This is a genomic window from Mesorhizobium sp. WSM4807, from assembly GCF_055811615.1.
This window is the reverse complement of the sequence record NZ_JBVVQY010000006.1, coordinates 279118-293287: the sequence shown is the minus strand read 5'-3', so window position 1 is coordinate 293287 and position 14170 is coordinate 279118. Positions and strand designations below refer to the sequence as shown.

Annotated in this window: 15 protein-coding genes, 2 tRNA genes and 1 pseudogene; 13 read left to right on the top strand and 5 right to left on the bottom strand. The window is 60.2% G+C overall.

Going from position 1 to position 14170, the window contains the following annotated elements; all coding sequences use genetic code 11:
• Nucleotides 1–301: 301 nt before the first annotated feature.
• Together AC0L3N_RS10890 and AC0L3N_RS10885 are read left to right on the top strand one after the other, a co-directional pair.
• Nucleotides 302–1576, top strand: coding sequence for a hypothetical protein (locus AC0L3N_RS10890; protein ID WP_473547636.1), 1275 nt, complete (start codon nt 302–304; stop codon nt 1574–1576).
• A gap of 83 nt (nt 1577–1659) precedes the next feature.
• On the top strand, nt 1660–1908 hold the full coding sequence (locus AC0L3N_RS10885; protein ID WP_374120258.1) for a DUF982 domain-containing protein: 249 nt from the start codon (nt 1660–1662) through the stop codon (nt 1906–1908).
• Between the two features lie 293 nt (nt 1909–2201).
• Here AC0L3N_RS10885 and AC0L3N_RS10880 read toward each other — a convergent pair whose 3' ends face one another.
• The gene (locus tag AC0L3N_RS10880; RefSeq protein WP_473547615.1) at nt 2202–3086 is read right to left on the bottom strand and encodes a class I SAM-dependent methyltransferase; all 885 of its coding nucleotides are present in this window, start codon (nt 3084–3086) and stop codon (nt 2202–2204) included.
• 226 nt (nt 3087–3312) lie between these two features.
• Between AC0L3N_RS10880 and AC0L3N_RS10875 the strand changes: the two genes are divergently transcribed.
• From AC0L3N_RS10875 to AC0L3N_RS10865, 3 genes are all read left to right on the top strand, one after another.
• Nucleotides 3313–3678, top strand: a complete 366-nt coding sequence (locus tag AC0L3N_RS10875; protein WP_473547614.1) for a hypothetical protein — start codon at nt 3313–3315, stop codon at nt 3676–3678.
• Nucleotides 3679–3982: 304 nt separating this feature from the next.
• Nucleotides 3983–4282, top strand: a complete 300-nt coding sequence (locus AC0L3N_RS10870) for a DUF1236 domain-containing protein (RefSeq protein ID WP_473487306.1) — start codon at nt 3983–3985, stop codon at nt 4280–4282.
• A 75-nt stretch (nt 4283–4357) separates the two neighbouring features.
• On the top strand, nt 4358–4558 hold the full coding sequence (locus AC0L3N_RS10865) for a hypothetical protein (protein WP_473487403.1): 201 nt from the start codon (nt 4358–4360) through the stop codon (nt 4556–4558).
• A 356-nt stretch (nt 4559–4914) separates the two neighbouring features.
• On the opposite strand, the gene AC0L3N_RS10860 is transcribed toward AC0L3N_RS10865, so the two are convergent.
• Nucleotides 4915–5151, bottom strand: coding sequence for a hypothetical protein (locus AC0L3N_RS10860; RefSeq protein ID WP_473547613.1), 237 nt, complete (start codon nt 5149–5151; stop codon nt 4915–4917).
• Nucleotides 5152–5444: 293 nt separating this feature from the next.
• On the opposite strand from AC0L3N_RS10860, the gene AC0L3N_RS10855 reads away from it, so the two are divergent.
• Together AC0L3N_RS10855 and AC0L3N_RS10850 are read left to right on the top strand one after the other, a co-directional pair.
• The gene (locus AC0L3N_RS10855; RefSeq protein ID WP_473547612.1) at nt 5445–5705 is read left to right on the top strand and encodes a DUF982 domain-containing protein; all 261 of its coding nucleotides are present in this window, start codon (nt 5445–5447) and stop codon (nt 5703–5705) included.
• Nucleotides 5706–5940: 235 nt separating this feature from the next.
• Nucleotides 5941–6780 carry an ATP-dependent DNA ligase gene (locus AC0L3N_RS10850; protein ID WP_473547635.1) on the top strand — a complete coding sequence of 280 codons (840 nt, stop codon included), beginning with the start codon at nt 5941–5943 and terminating at the stop codon, nt 6778–6780.
• Nucleotides 6781–7214: 434 nt separating this feature from the next.
• Here the strand turns inward: AC0L3N_RS10850 and AC0L3N_RS10845 are convergent, their stop codons facing one another.
• Complete coding sequence (locus AC0L3N_RS10845) at nt 7215–7679, bottom strand: hypothetical protein (RefSeq protein ID WP_473547611.1); 465 nt, start codon at nt 7677–7679, stop codon at nt 7215–7217.
• Nucleotides 7680–7756: 77 nt separating this feature from the next.
• On the opposite strand from AC0L3N_RS10845, the pseudogene AC0L3N_RS10840 reads away from it, so the two are divergent.
• Nucleotides 7757–8029 (top strand): annotated as a pseudogene (locus tag AC0L3N_RS10840) (peptidase); the annotation flags it as partial.
• 573 nt (nt 8030–8602) lie between these two features.
• On the opposite strand, the gene AC0L3N_RS10835 reads toward AC0L3N_RS10840, so the two are convergent.
• Both AC0L3N_RS10835 and AC0L3N_RS10830 read right to left on the bottom strand, forming a co-directional pair.
• On the bottom strand, nt 8603–8692 hold the full coding sequence (locus AC0L3N_RS10835) for an excalibur calcium-binding domain-containing protein (protein WP_128181921.1): 90 nt from the start codon (nt 8690–8692) through the stop codon (nt 8603–8605).
• Between the two features lie 811 nt (nt 8693–9503).
• Nucleotides 9504–9578 (bottom strand) — tRNA-Asn (locus tag AC0L3N_RS10830).
• Nucleotides 9579–9799: 221 nt separating this feature from the next.
• Between AC0L3N_RS10830 and AC0L3N_RS10825 the strand changes: the two genes are divergently transcribed.
• The 5 genes from AC0L3N_RS10825 to AC0L3N_RS10805 all read left to right on the top strand — a co-directional run bounded on the left by AC0L3N_RS10825 (nt 9800) and on the right by AC0L3N_RS10805 (nt 14029).
• Entirely contained in the window at nt 9800–10060 is a 261-nt protein-coding gene (locus AC0L3N_RS10825; RefSeq protein ID WP_029353198.1) for a hypothetical protein, read from the top strand.
• A 335-nt stretch (nt 10061–10395) separates the two neighbouring features.
• Nucleotides 10396–10469, top strand: a tRNA-Cys gene (locus AC0L3N_RS10820).
• Nucleotides 10470–10576: 107 nt separating this feature from the next.
• Nucleotides 10577–11245, top strand: a complete 669-nt coding sequence (locus tag AC0L3N_RS10815) for a protein-L-isoaspartate O-methyltransferase family protein (protein ID WP_473547610.1) — start codon at nt 10577–10579, stop codon at nt 11243–11245.
• A 186-nt stretch (nt 11246–11431) separates the two neighbouring features.
• Nucleotides 11432–12844, top strand: a complete 1413-nt coding sequence (locus tag AC0L3N_RS10810) for a TolC family outer membrane protein (protein ID WP_473547609.1) — start codon at nt 11432–11434, stop codon at nt 12842–12844.
• 216 nt (nt 12845–13060) lie between these two features.
• Entirely contained in the window at nt 13061–14029 is a 969-nt protein-coding gene (locus AC0L3N_RS10805; protein ID WP_473547608.1) for a PopZ family protein, read from the top strand.
• The last annotated feature ends 141 nt before the right edge of the window (nt 14030–14170 follow it).

Sequence of the window (14170 nt, the reverse complement as noted above, 5' to 3'; positions counted from 1 at the left end):
GACTCAGTGCGCCCCGAGGCCAAGAGCTGCCATGGCGAGGTCCTTAAGGCGCGCCCGATACTCACCGCGCCATGTTATCGGCATGGCTCACGAGGCGGCGGGGGGTGACGGAATTTTTTGGTCCCGTGCAGCGTTTATTATCGTTCGGCTGCATTCCGTTTTCGCGGAACCAGAACCCGCGAACCCGAGATGTCCGCCGAGTGGCAATCTTCTTCGGGAGGAACGTGACATGCAAAAGCGTCTCCACGGTATATTTTTCGCTGTTTTCCTATCATCAACGCTGATCCCCGCCGCGGCTCAAATGAGCTCGAAAGGAAAAACAAGCGGGAAGGATTTCGACAACGCTGCCGCCGAGCAGGCCAAGCGATATCTCGAGGAAGGCCGCGAGACATTCCGCTTCGACACCTTCGGCAGCGAGGATTTCTGGGGCGGCAAACTGAAACTCCACGAGGCAATCGCAGGTGAGAAGCTGGGCGGCACAGGACCCGGCCTGAGCCCGGAGAAAGCCCTCGAACTCGGCCTCAAGGTCGATGTGAACGCCATTCCCAAGGATGTGGCCGATGCGCTCAACAAGGGCGAGGTCGACCTCGCGGATCCCGCGAGCACGCTTGTTCTGCTGAAAGCCAATGCCGTTGTCGGGGTGACCGGGTTCTTCGCTGAGGACGGAAAGACGCTGACTTCGGTGGGCATCCAATGCGCGGTGTGCCATTCAACCGTCGACGACACCTACGCACCCGGGATCGGGCAAAGGCTGGACGGCTGGCCCAACCGTGACCTCAATATCGGGGCGATCGTTGCCCTCGCACCTGATCTCACGGCATTCACCGAGATGCTGCAGATATCCGAAGCGGAGGTGAAGAAGGCGGTTGAGGCGTGGGGTCCCGGGAAATTCGATGCCGAACTGAACCTCGACGGCAAAGCATTTCGGCCGGACGGCAAGACGGCCGCCACGCTCAATCCGCCGGCGTTCGGATTGGCCGGTGTAAACAACCACACATGGACCGGAGCCTGGGGCACGGTGAGCTACTGGAACGCTTATGTCAGCAATCTCGAGATGCACGGGAAAGGCGTGTTTTACGATCCGCGCCTTGATGACGCCGAGAAGTATCCGGTCGCAGCACGAACGAAGCAGGGCCACAAGCAGGACAAGCAGGACCGGATTACAGCCAAGTTGCCGGCACTCCATTTCTATCAGCTCTCGCTGCCAACCCCGAAACCGCCGGAGGGCGCCTTCGACAGCGCCGCTGCGGAGAAAGGAGAGGTTCTCTTCAACGACAAGGCCAAATGCGGCACTTGCCACGTGCCGCCGCTCTTCACGGAACCGGGCTGGAACCTGCATACTGCCGACGAGATAGGGATCGATGATTTCCAGGCGATGCGATCTCCGGACGAGCGCTACCGGACGGCGTCCTTGCGGGCCTTGTGGGACGTGGAAAAGATCCACAAGGGCGGCTTTTACCACGACGGCCGGTTCGCCACCCTCAATGATGTTGTCAAGCATTATGACGGCCATCTTCGCCTTGATCTGACCGATCAGGAAAAGAGTGATCTGATCGAGTACCTCAAATCGATCTGATCCGGCATTCGACGGCGCCAGCGCTTCTTTGAGGCGGCTGCCAGGGAGGCGAGCGTGTATCTCTCGCCTGAGTAGGAGGTGCCATGGCAACTCTTTGGTTCGTCCCTCCGGTGTTCGTGAAGACTGAAACGGACGGTGTCAGGCACGGCTGCAACAATACGAGGGCAGCTCTTGAGCAGCTCAAGAGGTGGACCCGGAGAGGGCCTCGCTGGCACAAGGCGTGGACCCTCTGCCTGTCAGCACTGGAGGGCGATCCGATCGACCCTCATGTGATACGAAAGGCTTTCGTGGCTGCCGCTAAGGAGGCGGAGATGTATCTCTCGCCCGAGTAGGAGGTATCATGGCCTCTTCATTGGTTTCACCCTCCCGTCAACATCGAGACCGACCGACCTGGGCTCACCTACGGCTGCAACAACGTCGAGGGTGCCGCTGCGGAACTCATGAAGTGGACCAAGCGGGGACCCAAGTGAGGTTAAGGCCTGCATTGAAGGCGAGGGCACAGCCGACGACGTAAGGAAGGCCTTCGAGGTTGCTGCCAAGGAGGAGGGTTTGCTACGCTCCTCCTCTAATTAGGCTCACTTTGCGTGGACGCTGTTGAACACCGGATGCCGCAGAGTCAGCTGCGCTATTTGCGTGCGAGCACGACGTGAGCCTCTTGGGGGAACATCAGCTCTCCTCCAGTTGAATAGATTGCCAGCGAGGAACTTACATCACTCATGATCGCTGCGATGACTGCGTCCCGCTGTCCGGCATCCATTCCGCTGACCAGCCCAGCCTGCGGAGTCGCTGCCAGCTGTAATCGCACATATTCCTTTGACGAGGGGAATCGGATGTTCTGTGTCGTCGTGTGGATGGTCACCTGACGAAATCCCGCCCCGGCCACCAATCGGTAAAGCTCGTCCGCATCGGCAAGTGAATGCTCGGACCGTTTCGTTGCCGAAGCGCCTGGACCGAGGTGTCGATCCAAGGCGTCCACCAGCGCCTTTGCCGCAGGAGTGCGCTCAATAGCGCTGAAAACGCTTAAGGCCAGTCGGCCGTCAGGCACCAGCACCCGGAACATCTCACGTAGCGCACTCGACCGGTGCGGAAAAAACTGCAGTCCGAGTTGGCAAAGAACCAGATCGAAGGTGGAGTCAGGGAACGGCATTTCGAGCGCGCTTCCCTTGTGCCAGTCGATACGCGGTCCAGCGCCTCTCGGGAGTGATCGAGCAACGGCAAGCATGCCCGTGTTGATGTCGAGGCCGACGAGCTGCCCACTTCCCATACGCTCGGCCGCCGAGCGTGCCACCACGCCGGTGCCGCAAGCTACGTCCAGAACCCGCTCACCAGATAGAGGGGCAGCGCGATCCACGAGGTCGGCAGCCCACAGGGTTGTGATTGCCGGGACCAGGTAGCGCTCGTAGAGTTCCGCGGCGCTGCCTTCCAGCTGCGACTGCTCCTGCTGGCCCACCGCGTCCCTCCCGCACAACAGCCGCTCGGCAAAAGGCCCAATCGGCGCTTTGAGCAGCATAAGCGTGTCTGTCAAACAAGCAACCGGGCCAACCGCCGGTTGGTAGACGTGCGGCCGACGGCGCGCGTAGGATTCTGCGCACCGGGCACACCACCCCCCGCCCACACCCCGTGCCTGGTGAACGACTGACGCGTCTCGCCCGCCGTGCCGAAAGGTGCGGCGGGCTTTTTTGCGTTGTGCAATTCGCTAAGTCAGGTTAGCTCCGCAAGTCCATCCGGAGGGTCACATGCCGATTTATCGGAAAGCTAAAGAAGCTGGCGTCTTCAATCCGTCCGATGTCGCCTTGCTGGGTCGCGTGTTCGACCGGCTCAAGATCGAGGGGCAATCCGAACAGCGGCCCGAAGCGCTCGCATCCCGAATCATTGCAAACTATTCGGCTGGTATTACGGATGAGGACGAGCTTGTCTCGTCTTCCAAACTGCCCTTGGGCGCTAAGGACCGGCTACCGGTTCAGCCTTCAACAGTTGGCGGACTTGGTCAGCCGTTCTTTTCTGCGGACCACCCGCCAAATCGAGGAATGGCGGGTGATCCCCTTATCAGCGCAGGAAGGGACTTAGCTGCGCAGATCTCAAATCGGGCGGCCCCTAGCTAACGATGATCCCTATCGCCCGGAATGCGACGGAGACGGCAAAGACCGGAGCGAGTAACCAGCGAGCTTGGTGGACACTATTCTCCATGGTCTCCTCCGGTGAGCACCTGGCGAGCAACGAGTGGCCGGCAGTCGCGGTTCCGGGCTGCACTCGGCCCTCGTCCTTTGCCAGCAAGGTCAGACTTAGGTCCTATCTTTGAGAAGATCGAAGCCCAATCAAGGAACGTTTACGGCCGCCCGAGGTTGGGTGGGGCTGGCGCGAAGACGATGTCGTGCAGCGCAACAGAACTCACGCAAGGAGGCACTTATGAGAATGCGTCTTTCAACTTTCGCCGCGGGATTTCTGCTGCTGGCAGGTATTGGCGCCGCTACCGCTCAGGACGTTGTCATCGCGCCTGAACAGGAGACGGTCATCAGGGAATATGTGAAGAAACAGCCGCTCGCCTCGGTGAAAATCCCTGGAGTAGAACTCAATATCGGCTCAACCTTGCCCGAGACGGTCGAGCTTCATGAAGTCCCCGACACCGAATACCGCTACGTAGTCGTCGACAACAGGACCGTTGTCGTTGATCCGGGCACACGTAAGATCATCAAAATTATCGACTGACCAAAGCGACTGGGAGCACAGCCCGCCGTGCCGAAAGGTGCGGCGGGTAGCCAGCAAGGGAGGAATGTGATCACCATGTCGAACCGTGAGATTGAAGCGTCCCAGGCGCTTCGAATGCGCGTGGCCGACCTCAATGAGAGGATGCGCGGCGCCCGGATTACCGAAAGTGAACTGAAGACCTTTCAAAAGGTCGCAGCCGTCATGGAGGACGGCAAGGGCAGAATCGATGCCGACGATTTGATTGCCGCATCCTTCGTCGTCGAGCCGCTGGACTAGCCAAACTGGCTTTAGCTCTTCAGAAAGCGAAACGTTGCAATGACCCTCTCCCCCCAGTCTATTCTCTGTTGGCCTGACCTTCCAATGCCCGCAATGCGACTTCGCCGTCATCAAGAACGGCAGCTGGTTTCAGGTCGTTTCCCATTACAAGTGTGAGGGATGCGGACGCGAGATTCGGATTACCTACCCCGACAAGATTGCTATCTTCCAGAAGCACGCGCACTTGGCCACGACCCCGCCGGGAGCCGCGGAACCACGTTCCGTTCACTCTGGCTAATGTAAGCCGGCCGCTAGAACCGAATTAGCGCGCAAAATTGGGAGTTACTGGCGCTAATCGGGACATCTCAGATCTCATCCTAGATCCCATACCTCAGAGCAATGAAGACCACCGGTGCAAAGATCAGGAAGATCGCCATTACTATAATAACGGCAAGGGCCAGGTTCTCTGTTCGCCTGACAAGGGCAGCAACCTCATCGTCGCTCGACGAAACGAGATCAACCACCGAGAAATCCGTTGGGCTAGGGGTTTGATTGTCGTTTGCGGGTCGCCCTGCGACCTCATCGACGTTCTGTCTGCTTTGAATAAGGGTCACAGTTCTCTCCGTGATTTCGGGTGCCCGCTGTTCGGGGGGCAAACCGCGGGCACCCGGGGAACCACCGATGAAGGGACTTTGCTCGGCGGCCCAATACCAATGCAATGGTAATGTCTTGGTTGCCGGCCCTCAGCCCTATGTCCATGACGCAGGGACTTCAGTCTTACCGCTTGTCGACCATAGCCCAGCGGCGGAACCGAGTGCTGCCCGCCCCGTTTGCCGGCCAATGATAATTCAGAGGTAGGAGAGGTAGTCCATGGCTGGCGATCCAACCGTTCTTAACTCAGGCGAAAATGGCGGCGGCACCCTCATGGGTATCCATTGGTTTCACCCTCCGGTCTACATCGGAACCGACCGACCTGGGTTCACCTACGTATGTACCAATGTCGAGGGCCGCGGCGGAACTCATGAAGTGGACCAAGCGGGGACCTAAGTGGAAGGAGGCAATCGAGGCCTGCGTCGCTCTCATTAAAGGCGAGCGCACGCCCGACGATGTAAGAAAGGCGTTCGAGGCCGCTGCCGAGGAGGAGGGGTTGCTACGCTCCACTCATTAGGTTCGAGCGGCCCGACAGCCCCTCAAGGATCACGAGAAGCCGCCGGGCCCTAACCGGCGGGGGTATCTTGCGGGGGCGGTCGCCAGCTGGTTCTACCATAAGCTCTACATGCATCATTGCTAATTTAGTAAAATGGTCACGTTCCGTTCCCCTGGCTGTCAAATCGGATAAGCCTAGAGTCAATTTGGTGCCTAAACGAGTGAGTGCCGGCGGCCGGCTACAATTTATTCCTCCGATGATGCCGACCCTGGTAGCTAAGCCGCCCCAAGGTGACGGATGGACTCACGAAGTCAAATTCGACGGCTACCGCTCCCAGATCATCATTGACGCTGACGGTGCGCGGATTTTCACCCGCCGCGAACTCGACTGGACATCCAAATACCGCGACCTAGCTGCGGCGGCGCGAACGCTGGACGTCGAGAATGCCATCATCGACGGCGAAATCATCGTCTTGAACGAGGATGGTATTTCGGACTTTGCCACCCTGCGGAAGGCGATCACGCGGCGCCAGCACGACCTCTATTTCGTGGCGTTCGATCTGCTGCATCTCAATGGCCACGATCTGCGCGACATGGCACTGGAGGACCGACGGGAAATTTTGGCCGGTCTTATTGAACCTGGCAGCCGAATCCAATTCAGCGAGGCGCTGCCGGGCGAGGCGAACGCGATTTACCATCTAGTCGATAAGGCGGGCCTGGAGGGGATGGTGTCAAAGCGCGCGGACTCTAAATACCGCAGCGGCCCGACTACCAATTGGCTGAAAACAAAATCCTTCACCGAAAGCGAGTTTGAACTTCTCGGCGTCGAGCGCGAGCGGGGTAAGCCGGCCTTCGCTCTGATGGCCGAGCCAGGCACCCGGAAATATGTCGGCAGTGCGTTCGTGAGCGTCAATCGCGAGATGCGCGAGCGGCTATGGAAACGGGTCCAGGAACATGCCGGGCCACCGCCAAAGGACATGCCAAAGCGGCCGGCAACGCAGTGGGTCAAGGCGGGAATTAAAGCCCGCGTGAAGCACCTCAGGGGCGAGGACGACCTTCGCCACGCTTCGATGCAGGACTTCTGGGATGAAAGCTAGCTTTCCGCGTTCGATGCGCTGCCGCTTGTCTCGCTTTCCTCGTCAAGTGCTGAGGCACCGGCAAATAGGCGTTGGCAATCAGCCAAATTAAGCGGGCTAATGGCTTCCAGCAAAGGACGCGCGGCGTGGTATACCATCACTATCCGGGGAAACATTGGATACGCAGCCGCTCAGCGCCATCAAAATCAACACCAAAAATAGTCGCATCTTTTCCTCCGAATTGGGGGCACTTAGCACGGATGTCATGCTGGTGCCTGGCCGCCGACCGGAAGCGAGGCCCGTTCAGAAACTTATGGAGACCGACATTTCCCGGATGAACCCGGTTTCATGCATGGCCCCCCAAGCCCGGCTACCATCGCGCAAGGGCTGCACAAGCGCAAGCTGCGCCCCCGCAAGGGGCGTGCTTGACGATTTCAGCAGGGGCATCCAGCTGGCTAGAACGACAGATAAATGCTCACTCCCGAGCCAGGGTAGTAGCCAGGATAGTAGCCAGGGTAGTAGCCAGGGTAGTAGCCTGGGTAGTAGCCCGGATAGTAGCCCGGATAGTACGGCCGATAGTAGCGCGGATAGTAGTTACGGTAGCCGTAGTAGCGGCGTGGATAACAAGAACCATAGTAGCCGCAATTTCGCCATGCGTACCGGTCGTTCCAGTGGCGGCCATTTCGCCATGCGTACCGGTTGTTCCAGTGGCGGCCATTCCGCCTTGCGTACCGGTTGTTCCAGTGGCGGCCATTCCGCCAGTGACGATTACCGTGCCCCTTTTTCCATTTTTTGACGGGTTCGACCACGTTGGCCTGGGCTTGCTCGGGTTTCTGCATGAACATCGGCGCGGCGTTGACCGGCAAGGCGAAAGATGCGGCCAAGATTGTGGCCGCTAGTGCTGATAAGAGCCTTTTCATCGCGGACTCCTCTGAATAGGAAGACGCAGTTGCTGGCTATCCAGTTTACGCCAAGGAGCCTGAACCGTCGATGAACGGCGGCGCGTCTACACGATGTCGGCGATATCTATGCGCCGTACAATCACGACGAGTATGCAGCGGCAATCATTCGACCATTCGTTCGCGAGCAGTGCGCTTGGGTCGTCGAAAAACACGGCGACTTCCAGTTGCACTATTACGGTGAGCATGTCGGCGCCGATCCCAACAAGCGCGAGGCGCTCAAAGACAGCCCCTATTACGACGACTGCGCTGAGTTTTGCGAAATGTGGGATCAGTCGAGCTTCGACCCAGCCTATGATTCCAAGCCACTGGCTGTGGCCGATCAAATCCGAGTTCCAGCACCCGATCTCCTGGCCGTCCAGTGGAAGCGAGAAGCCGCAAAGGACCGCTATCTGCCGATCGGCGAGGACGAAGTCGCCAAGCTCATCGCGGCGGACGAGGCGTTTCTTGCAGCGCATCCGATTACGAAGCAACCCCGTAAAAAACGCGGGTTGGGCGACCATCACTGACCCCGGCAAAAACTGCCTAAGCCCGCTGCCTCACGGCGGCGGGCTTTTTGTGGGGCGGACAGTCCGGCGCGATTAAGGTTCTCTGCGATTTTCCAAAACTGAGTCGATCGCGTCTTTAGTAGCCGCCACCGCCAGAACCGCCGGCACTGCCACTACTGCCGCTGCTCCCGCTCGATGTAGACGCGGTTGGCCGTGCGGGTGGAGCCTCGCCGCGTGGGGCTGTCATGCAGGCAGTCAAAAGTAATACCGAAAACAGGATGAAAAGGCGCATATCGATTCTCCCTATGGTAGGTAGAGTGTTCTCTATCGACAACGTCTCAGGTCCATCATTATTCCTCGAAGTTTGATCGGAAGACCCGCCGGTTGCTGGCTCCGCTAGCACAGCGTTTCGCACGGGGTCCCGTCGCCATCGCGATCCAGCTTGGAAATGTGCGGAACCGTACGAAGCGGATTGCACGCAACCAACGCGGTGGCCGGGCATTAATTTAGCAAAGCATCAAATAGGAAAGCATCGGGAGGAAGACCATGCTGCACCTTAACATGCCTGGCGAATTTGAGGTCGGCGATGAGGTTGCGCTAGCAGGTACCGTCATCACCATTCTCCCTAGCGGCCGAGCCAGAGTGAGCATTCCATCCTATGACCATCCTTACACGCTAGAGCCGCCACCCAAAGCCCGGGCCGGCGACCGAGTAGTTCTTGTTGGGGACGTCACCCGCATCGATCGCGGAGCGGACAAACTCACCGTGCGGATTGACTGCGGCGGCGTGATTACGGTCGACAGGTCGGCAATCACTCGGCTGAGAAAGCACCGCCGGGCTTCAGCCGGTTGACGCTACGGCGACACAACGGCTGCGCTCGTCGGCATACGGTGACGTTGCTCTTCCTCGCCGTAGGCGTGCCCATGGCCAAGGTTTTGGTGATGTCACATCGCGCGAACAGATTTGCCCCCTTTAAGCCTCACCCAATAGTGCAAGCCTCTTAGGGCTACAGCATTCGAAATGGACCACGCGCGGAGGCCTTATTTGACCGTTATTTGACGGTTTTACCCACCGCCCCGCTAAGTTGCTGGAATCCTTGGTACGCCCAAGGGAAATCGAATCCCTGTTCCCGCCGTGAGAGGGCGCTGGGCGATACTGAAATTCGTCCAAAGCCATCCTGTCACGCCAATCGCGGCAATCATCAGATCAGGCCAATAGCGAAACCCGATTCTGTAGATATGCTGTAGATCAGCCGTTATCCGAAGATTTTCAGGATGTGGTAAGTCTTTGAAAATGTTGGCTCCCCGGGCCGGATTCGAACCAGCGACCAACCGGTTAACAGCCGGTTGCTCTACCACTGAGCTACCGGGGAACAGAGGCTCTCATGTGAGTGGCGCAGCCTATAGCAAACCCGTTTCGGCTTTGCAAAGAAGCATTTCGTATTTTTCGACGCTTTTTCGCGCCACGATTTCTGGCAATCATGTGCGCGCGTCCTCATATGAGCCGTCTGACGGGGTGCGCGGAACCGAAAACGCGGTTGCGGCTTTCGTCAGCTGGTGCTTTTACTTTGCCCGAACGGATCATCGACCAGACATGAGCGCAGCGAGCCACAACCATCCACCGGCACGGAAAATATCGGTCTTCGGCCGTCAGTTCACCATGCCGCGTTCGCGCGGCCTCAGGATTGCGATCGGCGTCGTGCTGATCTTCGGCGGCATTCTCGGCTTCCTGCCGATCCTGGGATTCTGGATGATTCCGATCGGATTGCTGGTGCTCTCCTACGAGTTTGCCTTGGTGCGCCGCCACCGGCGACGGCTTGTCGTGTGGTGGGAGCGGCGGCGGCGGCCGAATTGAAGGGTTTGCACCGCAGGGCAAGCTTCTGTGAAGGGGCGCCTTTCCGGCTCGACTAAATCTGGCCAATGCCCGGAGCGCTTTTTTCCGGCCCTTCGCAGCTCTCCTTCAGAATGGCGGATCTTCTGCTTACCCGACGTAAGGGTCCAGGTCCCGGGCTTCCCTTTGCCATGCTCCGTACTTAACAATTAACTAATATCTTAATTGCAGGATATGCGTATCGACGATTCGATGCGTGGCATCATGGCCGAGGGGAAACCGTCCGGAATGCACCATGGCCGCTTGACGGCATTTTCGCCGCAACCTATTGGAACCGGGTGGAACGCCGGGAGCAATGAGGCCTCGTGGCGGAGTGGTTACGCAGAGGACTGCAAATCCTTGCACCCCGGTTCGATTCCGGGCGAGGCCTCCAAATGCCCAAGCTCCCGCGCACCGGCGCCAGGGGGCTTGAATTCCGGTCGAAATGAGCCGCGGTCTTGGCGCGGCAAGCAGATTGGTTTTGGGCGGATTGGTTGGAACATGAGCGCTGATTTTGCCGAACGTCGGGTGAAAATGGTCGATGGCCAGATCCGCACCACCGACGTGACCAGCGCGCCGCTGCTCGAGGCGATGCTTGTCGTGCCGCGCGAGGCCTTTGTCGCCCCCGGCCAGCGCGATCTGGCCTATATCGACGAGGACATCCGCATCGCCAATGCAGCGGACGGCCCACGCTATCTCATGGAGCCTTCGCCGCTGGCCAAGCTGATGCAACTGGCCGAGATCGGCCCTGGCGATTCGGCGCTCGATGTCGGCTGTGGCACCGGCTATGCGGCGGCGATCCTGTCGCGGCTGGCAAAGTCGGTCGTCGCGCTGGAAAGCGATCCGGCATTGGTCGAGACCGCCATGTCGACGCTTTCGGCGCTGGGCTGCGACAATGTCAGCGTGGTCAAGGGGCCGCTGCAGGAAGGCCATGCCGCGGGAGCACCCTACGACGTCATTTTCATCGGCGGCAGTGTGGAGAAGGTGCCGGAATCGCTGCTCGACCAGCTTGCGGAAGGCGGCCGGCTCGTCGCCGTCGAAGGGCAGGGGAATTCGGGCGTGGCCCGATTGTTTCTGAAAACAGGGGGGGTTGTAACCGGAAGAGGCGCATTTAATGCGGCAATTAAGCCACTACCGGGATTTGAACGTGCTCATGCGTTTGAATTCTGAGTAATTTTGGCTTGCGGCAAAGGCGTTGTCATGTTCGCTTGCGCTTGAACAATCGTTGCTGATCCGCATAACCGGGGTGTTCTTTTGGGGGCTGACAGCAGGGGACCTGAAACACACCGCGTCGGCTGCTCAAATGGGAGAAGCCGGCGCGGTGTGGTTCCCATGCAAAACGAATGAGGGAATAACGTGCCGTCTTTACGCAAGAGCCTTTTTGCCGCCGTCCTCTTCTCGGCGACCGCGCTTTCTCCGCTGGGCGCCTCGGCGGAAACCATTCTCGGCGCACTTTCAAAAGCCTACCAGAACAATTCCGAGCTCAATTCGGCTCGTGCCGGCGTCCGCGTCACCGATGAGAGCGTTGCCATCGCCAAGTCCGGCTGGCGCCCGACCATCACCGGTTCTGCCAACATCGACTACTCCAGCGAACATTTCAATGCCCGCGGCAATGTACCCGGCGCGAACCGAAGCACGCGTTTGACCACCGGCAACTTCGGCGTCCAGATCGACCAGACCCTGTTCGACGGCTTTCAGACCAGGAACAACGTCGCTGCAGCCGAATCCCAGGTCCGCGCCTCGTTCGAGAGCCTGCGCAACACCGAAGAGAACACTCTGTTCAACGCGGCAAGCGCCTACATGGACGTGATTCGCGACCGCCAGGTGGCGGTGCTGACGGAGCAGAACCTGCAGTTCCTGACCGAGCAGGCGCGCGCCGCGCGTTCGCGCTTCGAAGTCGGCGAAGGCACCCGCACCGACGTTGCCCAGGCCGATGCCGAGCGCTCCTCCGCTGTGGCGGAACTGGCCGCCGCCCGCGCGCAGGCGCTGGCAAGCGCTGCGACTTATCGCCAGATCGTCGGCGATGAGCCAGGCAGGCTCAGGGCCGCTTCGCCGCTGTCGAAGCTGTTGCCGTCGAACCTCGATGCGGCGATCGCGATTGCAGCCAGCGAGCACCCGGCCATCCTCTCCACCCAGCATCTGGTCGACGCGGCGGCGTTTTCGGTGAAATCGGCCGAAGGCGCGCTGCTGCCGCAGCTTTCGGCTTCTGCGGGCGTTTCCAGCGACTATCTCAGGGAGAGTCCGGGCGGCGATCTCGGGACGGGGCAGGATGGCACAACCAATTCGGCCAACATCGGTGCCACCTTGACTATACCGATCTATTCGGGCGGGCGGACGTCGGCGATAGTGCGTCAGAACAAGGAATCGCTCAGCCAGGCCCGGATCGAGGTCGATGTAAGCCGCGACACCGTGCGGCAAGCCGTGACCTCGGCGTGGACGCAATATATCGCCGCCCAGCAAAGCGTGGTGGCCAACAGGCAGGTGATCGCCGCCGCGCAGCTTGCCTTGAGCGGGGTCATCGAGGAGCGCAATGTCGGCCAGCGCACCACGCTCGACGTTCTCAACGCCCAGGCCACCCTCATCAACGCCAAGATCAACCAGGCCAGTTCCGAACGCGATTTGGTGGTGGCGAGCTATGCCATCCTGTCTGCTATCGGTCGTCTTTCGGTCGATCGTCTCGCCCTTCAGGTGACGAAATACAGACCCGAAGAACATTACAATGCGGTCAAGGACAAGTGGTTCGGCCTGCGCACGCCAGACGGCCGCTGATCACCTCACCAGTTTCAACTTCCGTCCAGTTTCAAGCTATTTAGAGCCCGCGCGGGCAAAAAAGGGCGCGCGGGCTCTAATCTGTTGAAATCCAACATGCCCTCAGATTGGGGATTCTCGTAAGTCGATCCGTGGGTTACGCTGTTGGCATGATTCGAATCCGGCTTTGGCCGGACAGGAAATCTGCAACGAGTCACAAGGGCGGCGGATGTGACGATGGCGACGGCAAGCAGCGTACAGCGCGAACCTTCGATGGAGGAGATACTGGCTTCCATCAGGAGGATCATCGAGGACAACGATACCGGCCGCAAGCAGCCGGATGAGGCGGACGACCTGCTGCAGGATCTGGCGTCGGTTGCCGTGCCGGCACCGGCGGTAGGCGGGGCGCCAGCGGCGGCAGGCGGGGCGCCAGCGGCGGCAGGCGGAGCGCCGCCGGAGGCAGGCGGGGCGCCAGCGGCGGCAGGCGGAGCGCCGCCGGAGGCAGCCAGGACGCCGCCTGAGGTGAGCACGTTTCGCGCCGAATTGCGTTCAGGATTGGACGCCAGGGGGCCGGTCACGCTGACCGAGGTGCAGGCGCCACCGTCGGCCGTCGAGCCCGTCATCGCACGCATGGAGCCGCGGGTGCGTTCCGATCCGGCTCCGGTCAAAGCGCCCGTGACGCTCGCTGGTGCCAGGATCGCTGCCGAGCCGGCCCCAGCCGCCAGGCCGGAGCCGGATGCGCCTGCGACGGCAAGGGTTGCGGAGACGACCGACAGCATCGTTGCCGATTGGCGGCGTGAGATCGGCGCCGTCGGCGAAGCGGTGACCGCGGCCAAGCCGGACAACACCCCGGACGCGGCCGAGGGGCGACGGACGCCGGACGCCGAACCGAAGCCCGAGGTTTTCGACGCGGCCGAACCTGCTTTCGAGCCGGCCCCGCCCAGAAGCGGGTTGACGCGCCCGGCGACAAGCGAGGCACTGCCCACTCGTCCGGCGATCCTTTCCGAACATACGGGCCGGCAGGTCGCCGCCGCCTTCGGCGAGCTTTCCGATGCGTTCGCCAGCCGCAGCAAGAAAACCTTCGACGAGATGGCCGAGGAGATGCTGAGGCCGATGCTGCAGGACTGGCTGGACAACAATCTGCCAACGCTGGTCGAGCGGCTGGTGCGCGAGGAAATCGAACGCGTGGCGCGCGGCGCGCAGTAATAATTCCGACGGTCGACAGATGAACCCCGCCGCTTGCGGGCGGCGTCTTCGTTGATGCGCGATGCAATGCCCACGGCCTCGGCAGTGGCATTGCCTGTGATCTTGTCCGATCTATCTGTATGGCAGGCGAGCCCGCTCGCC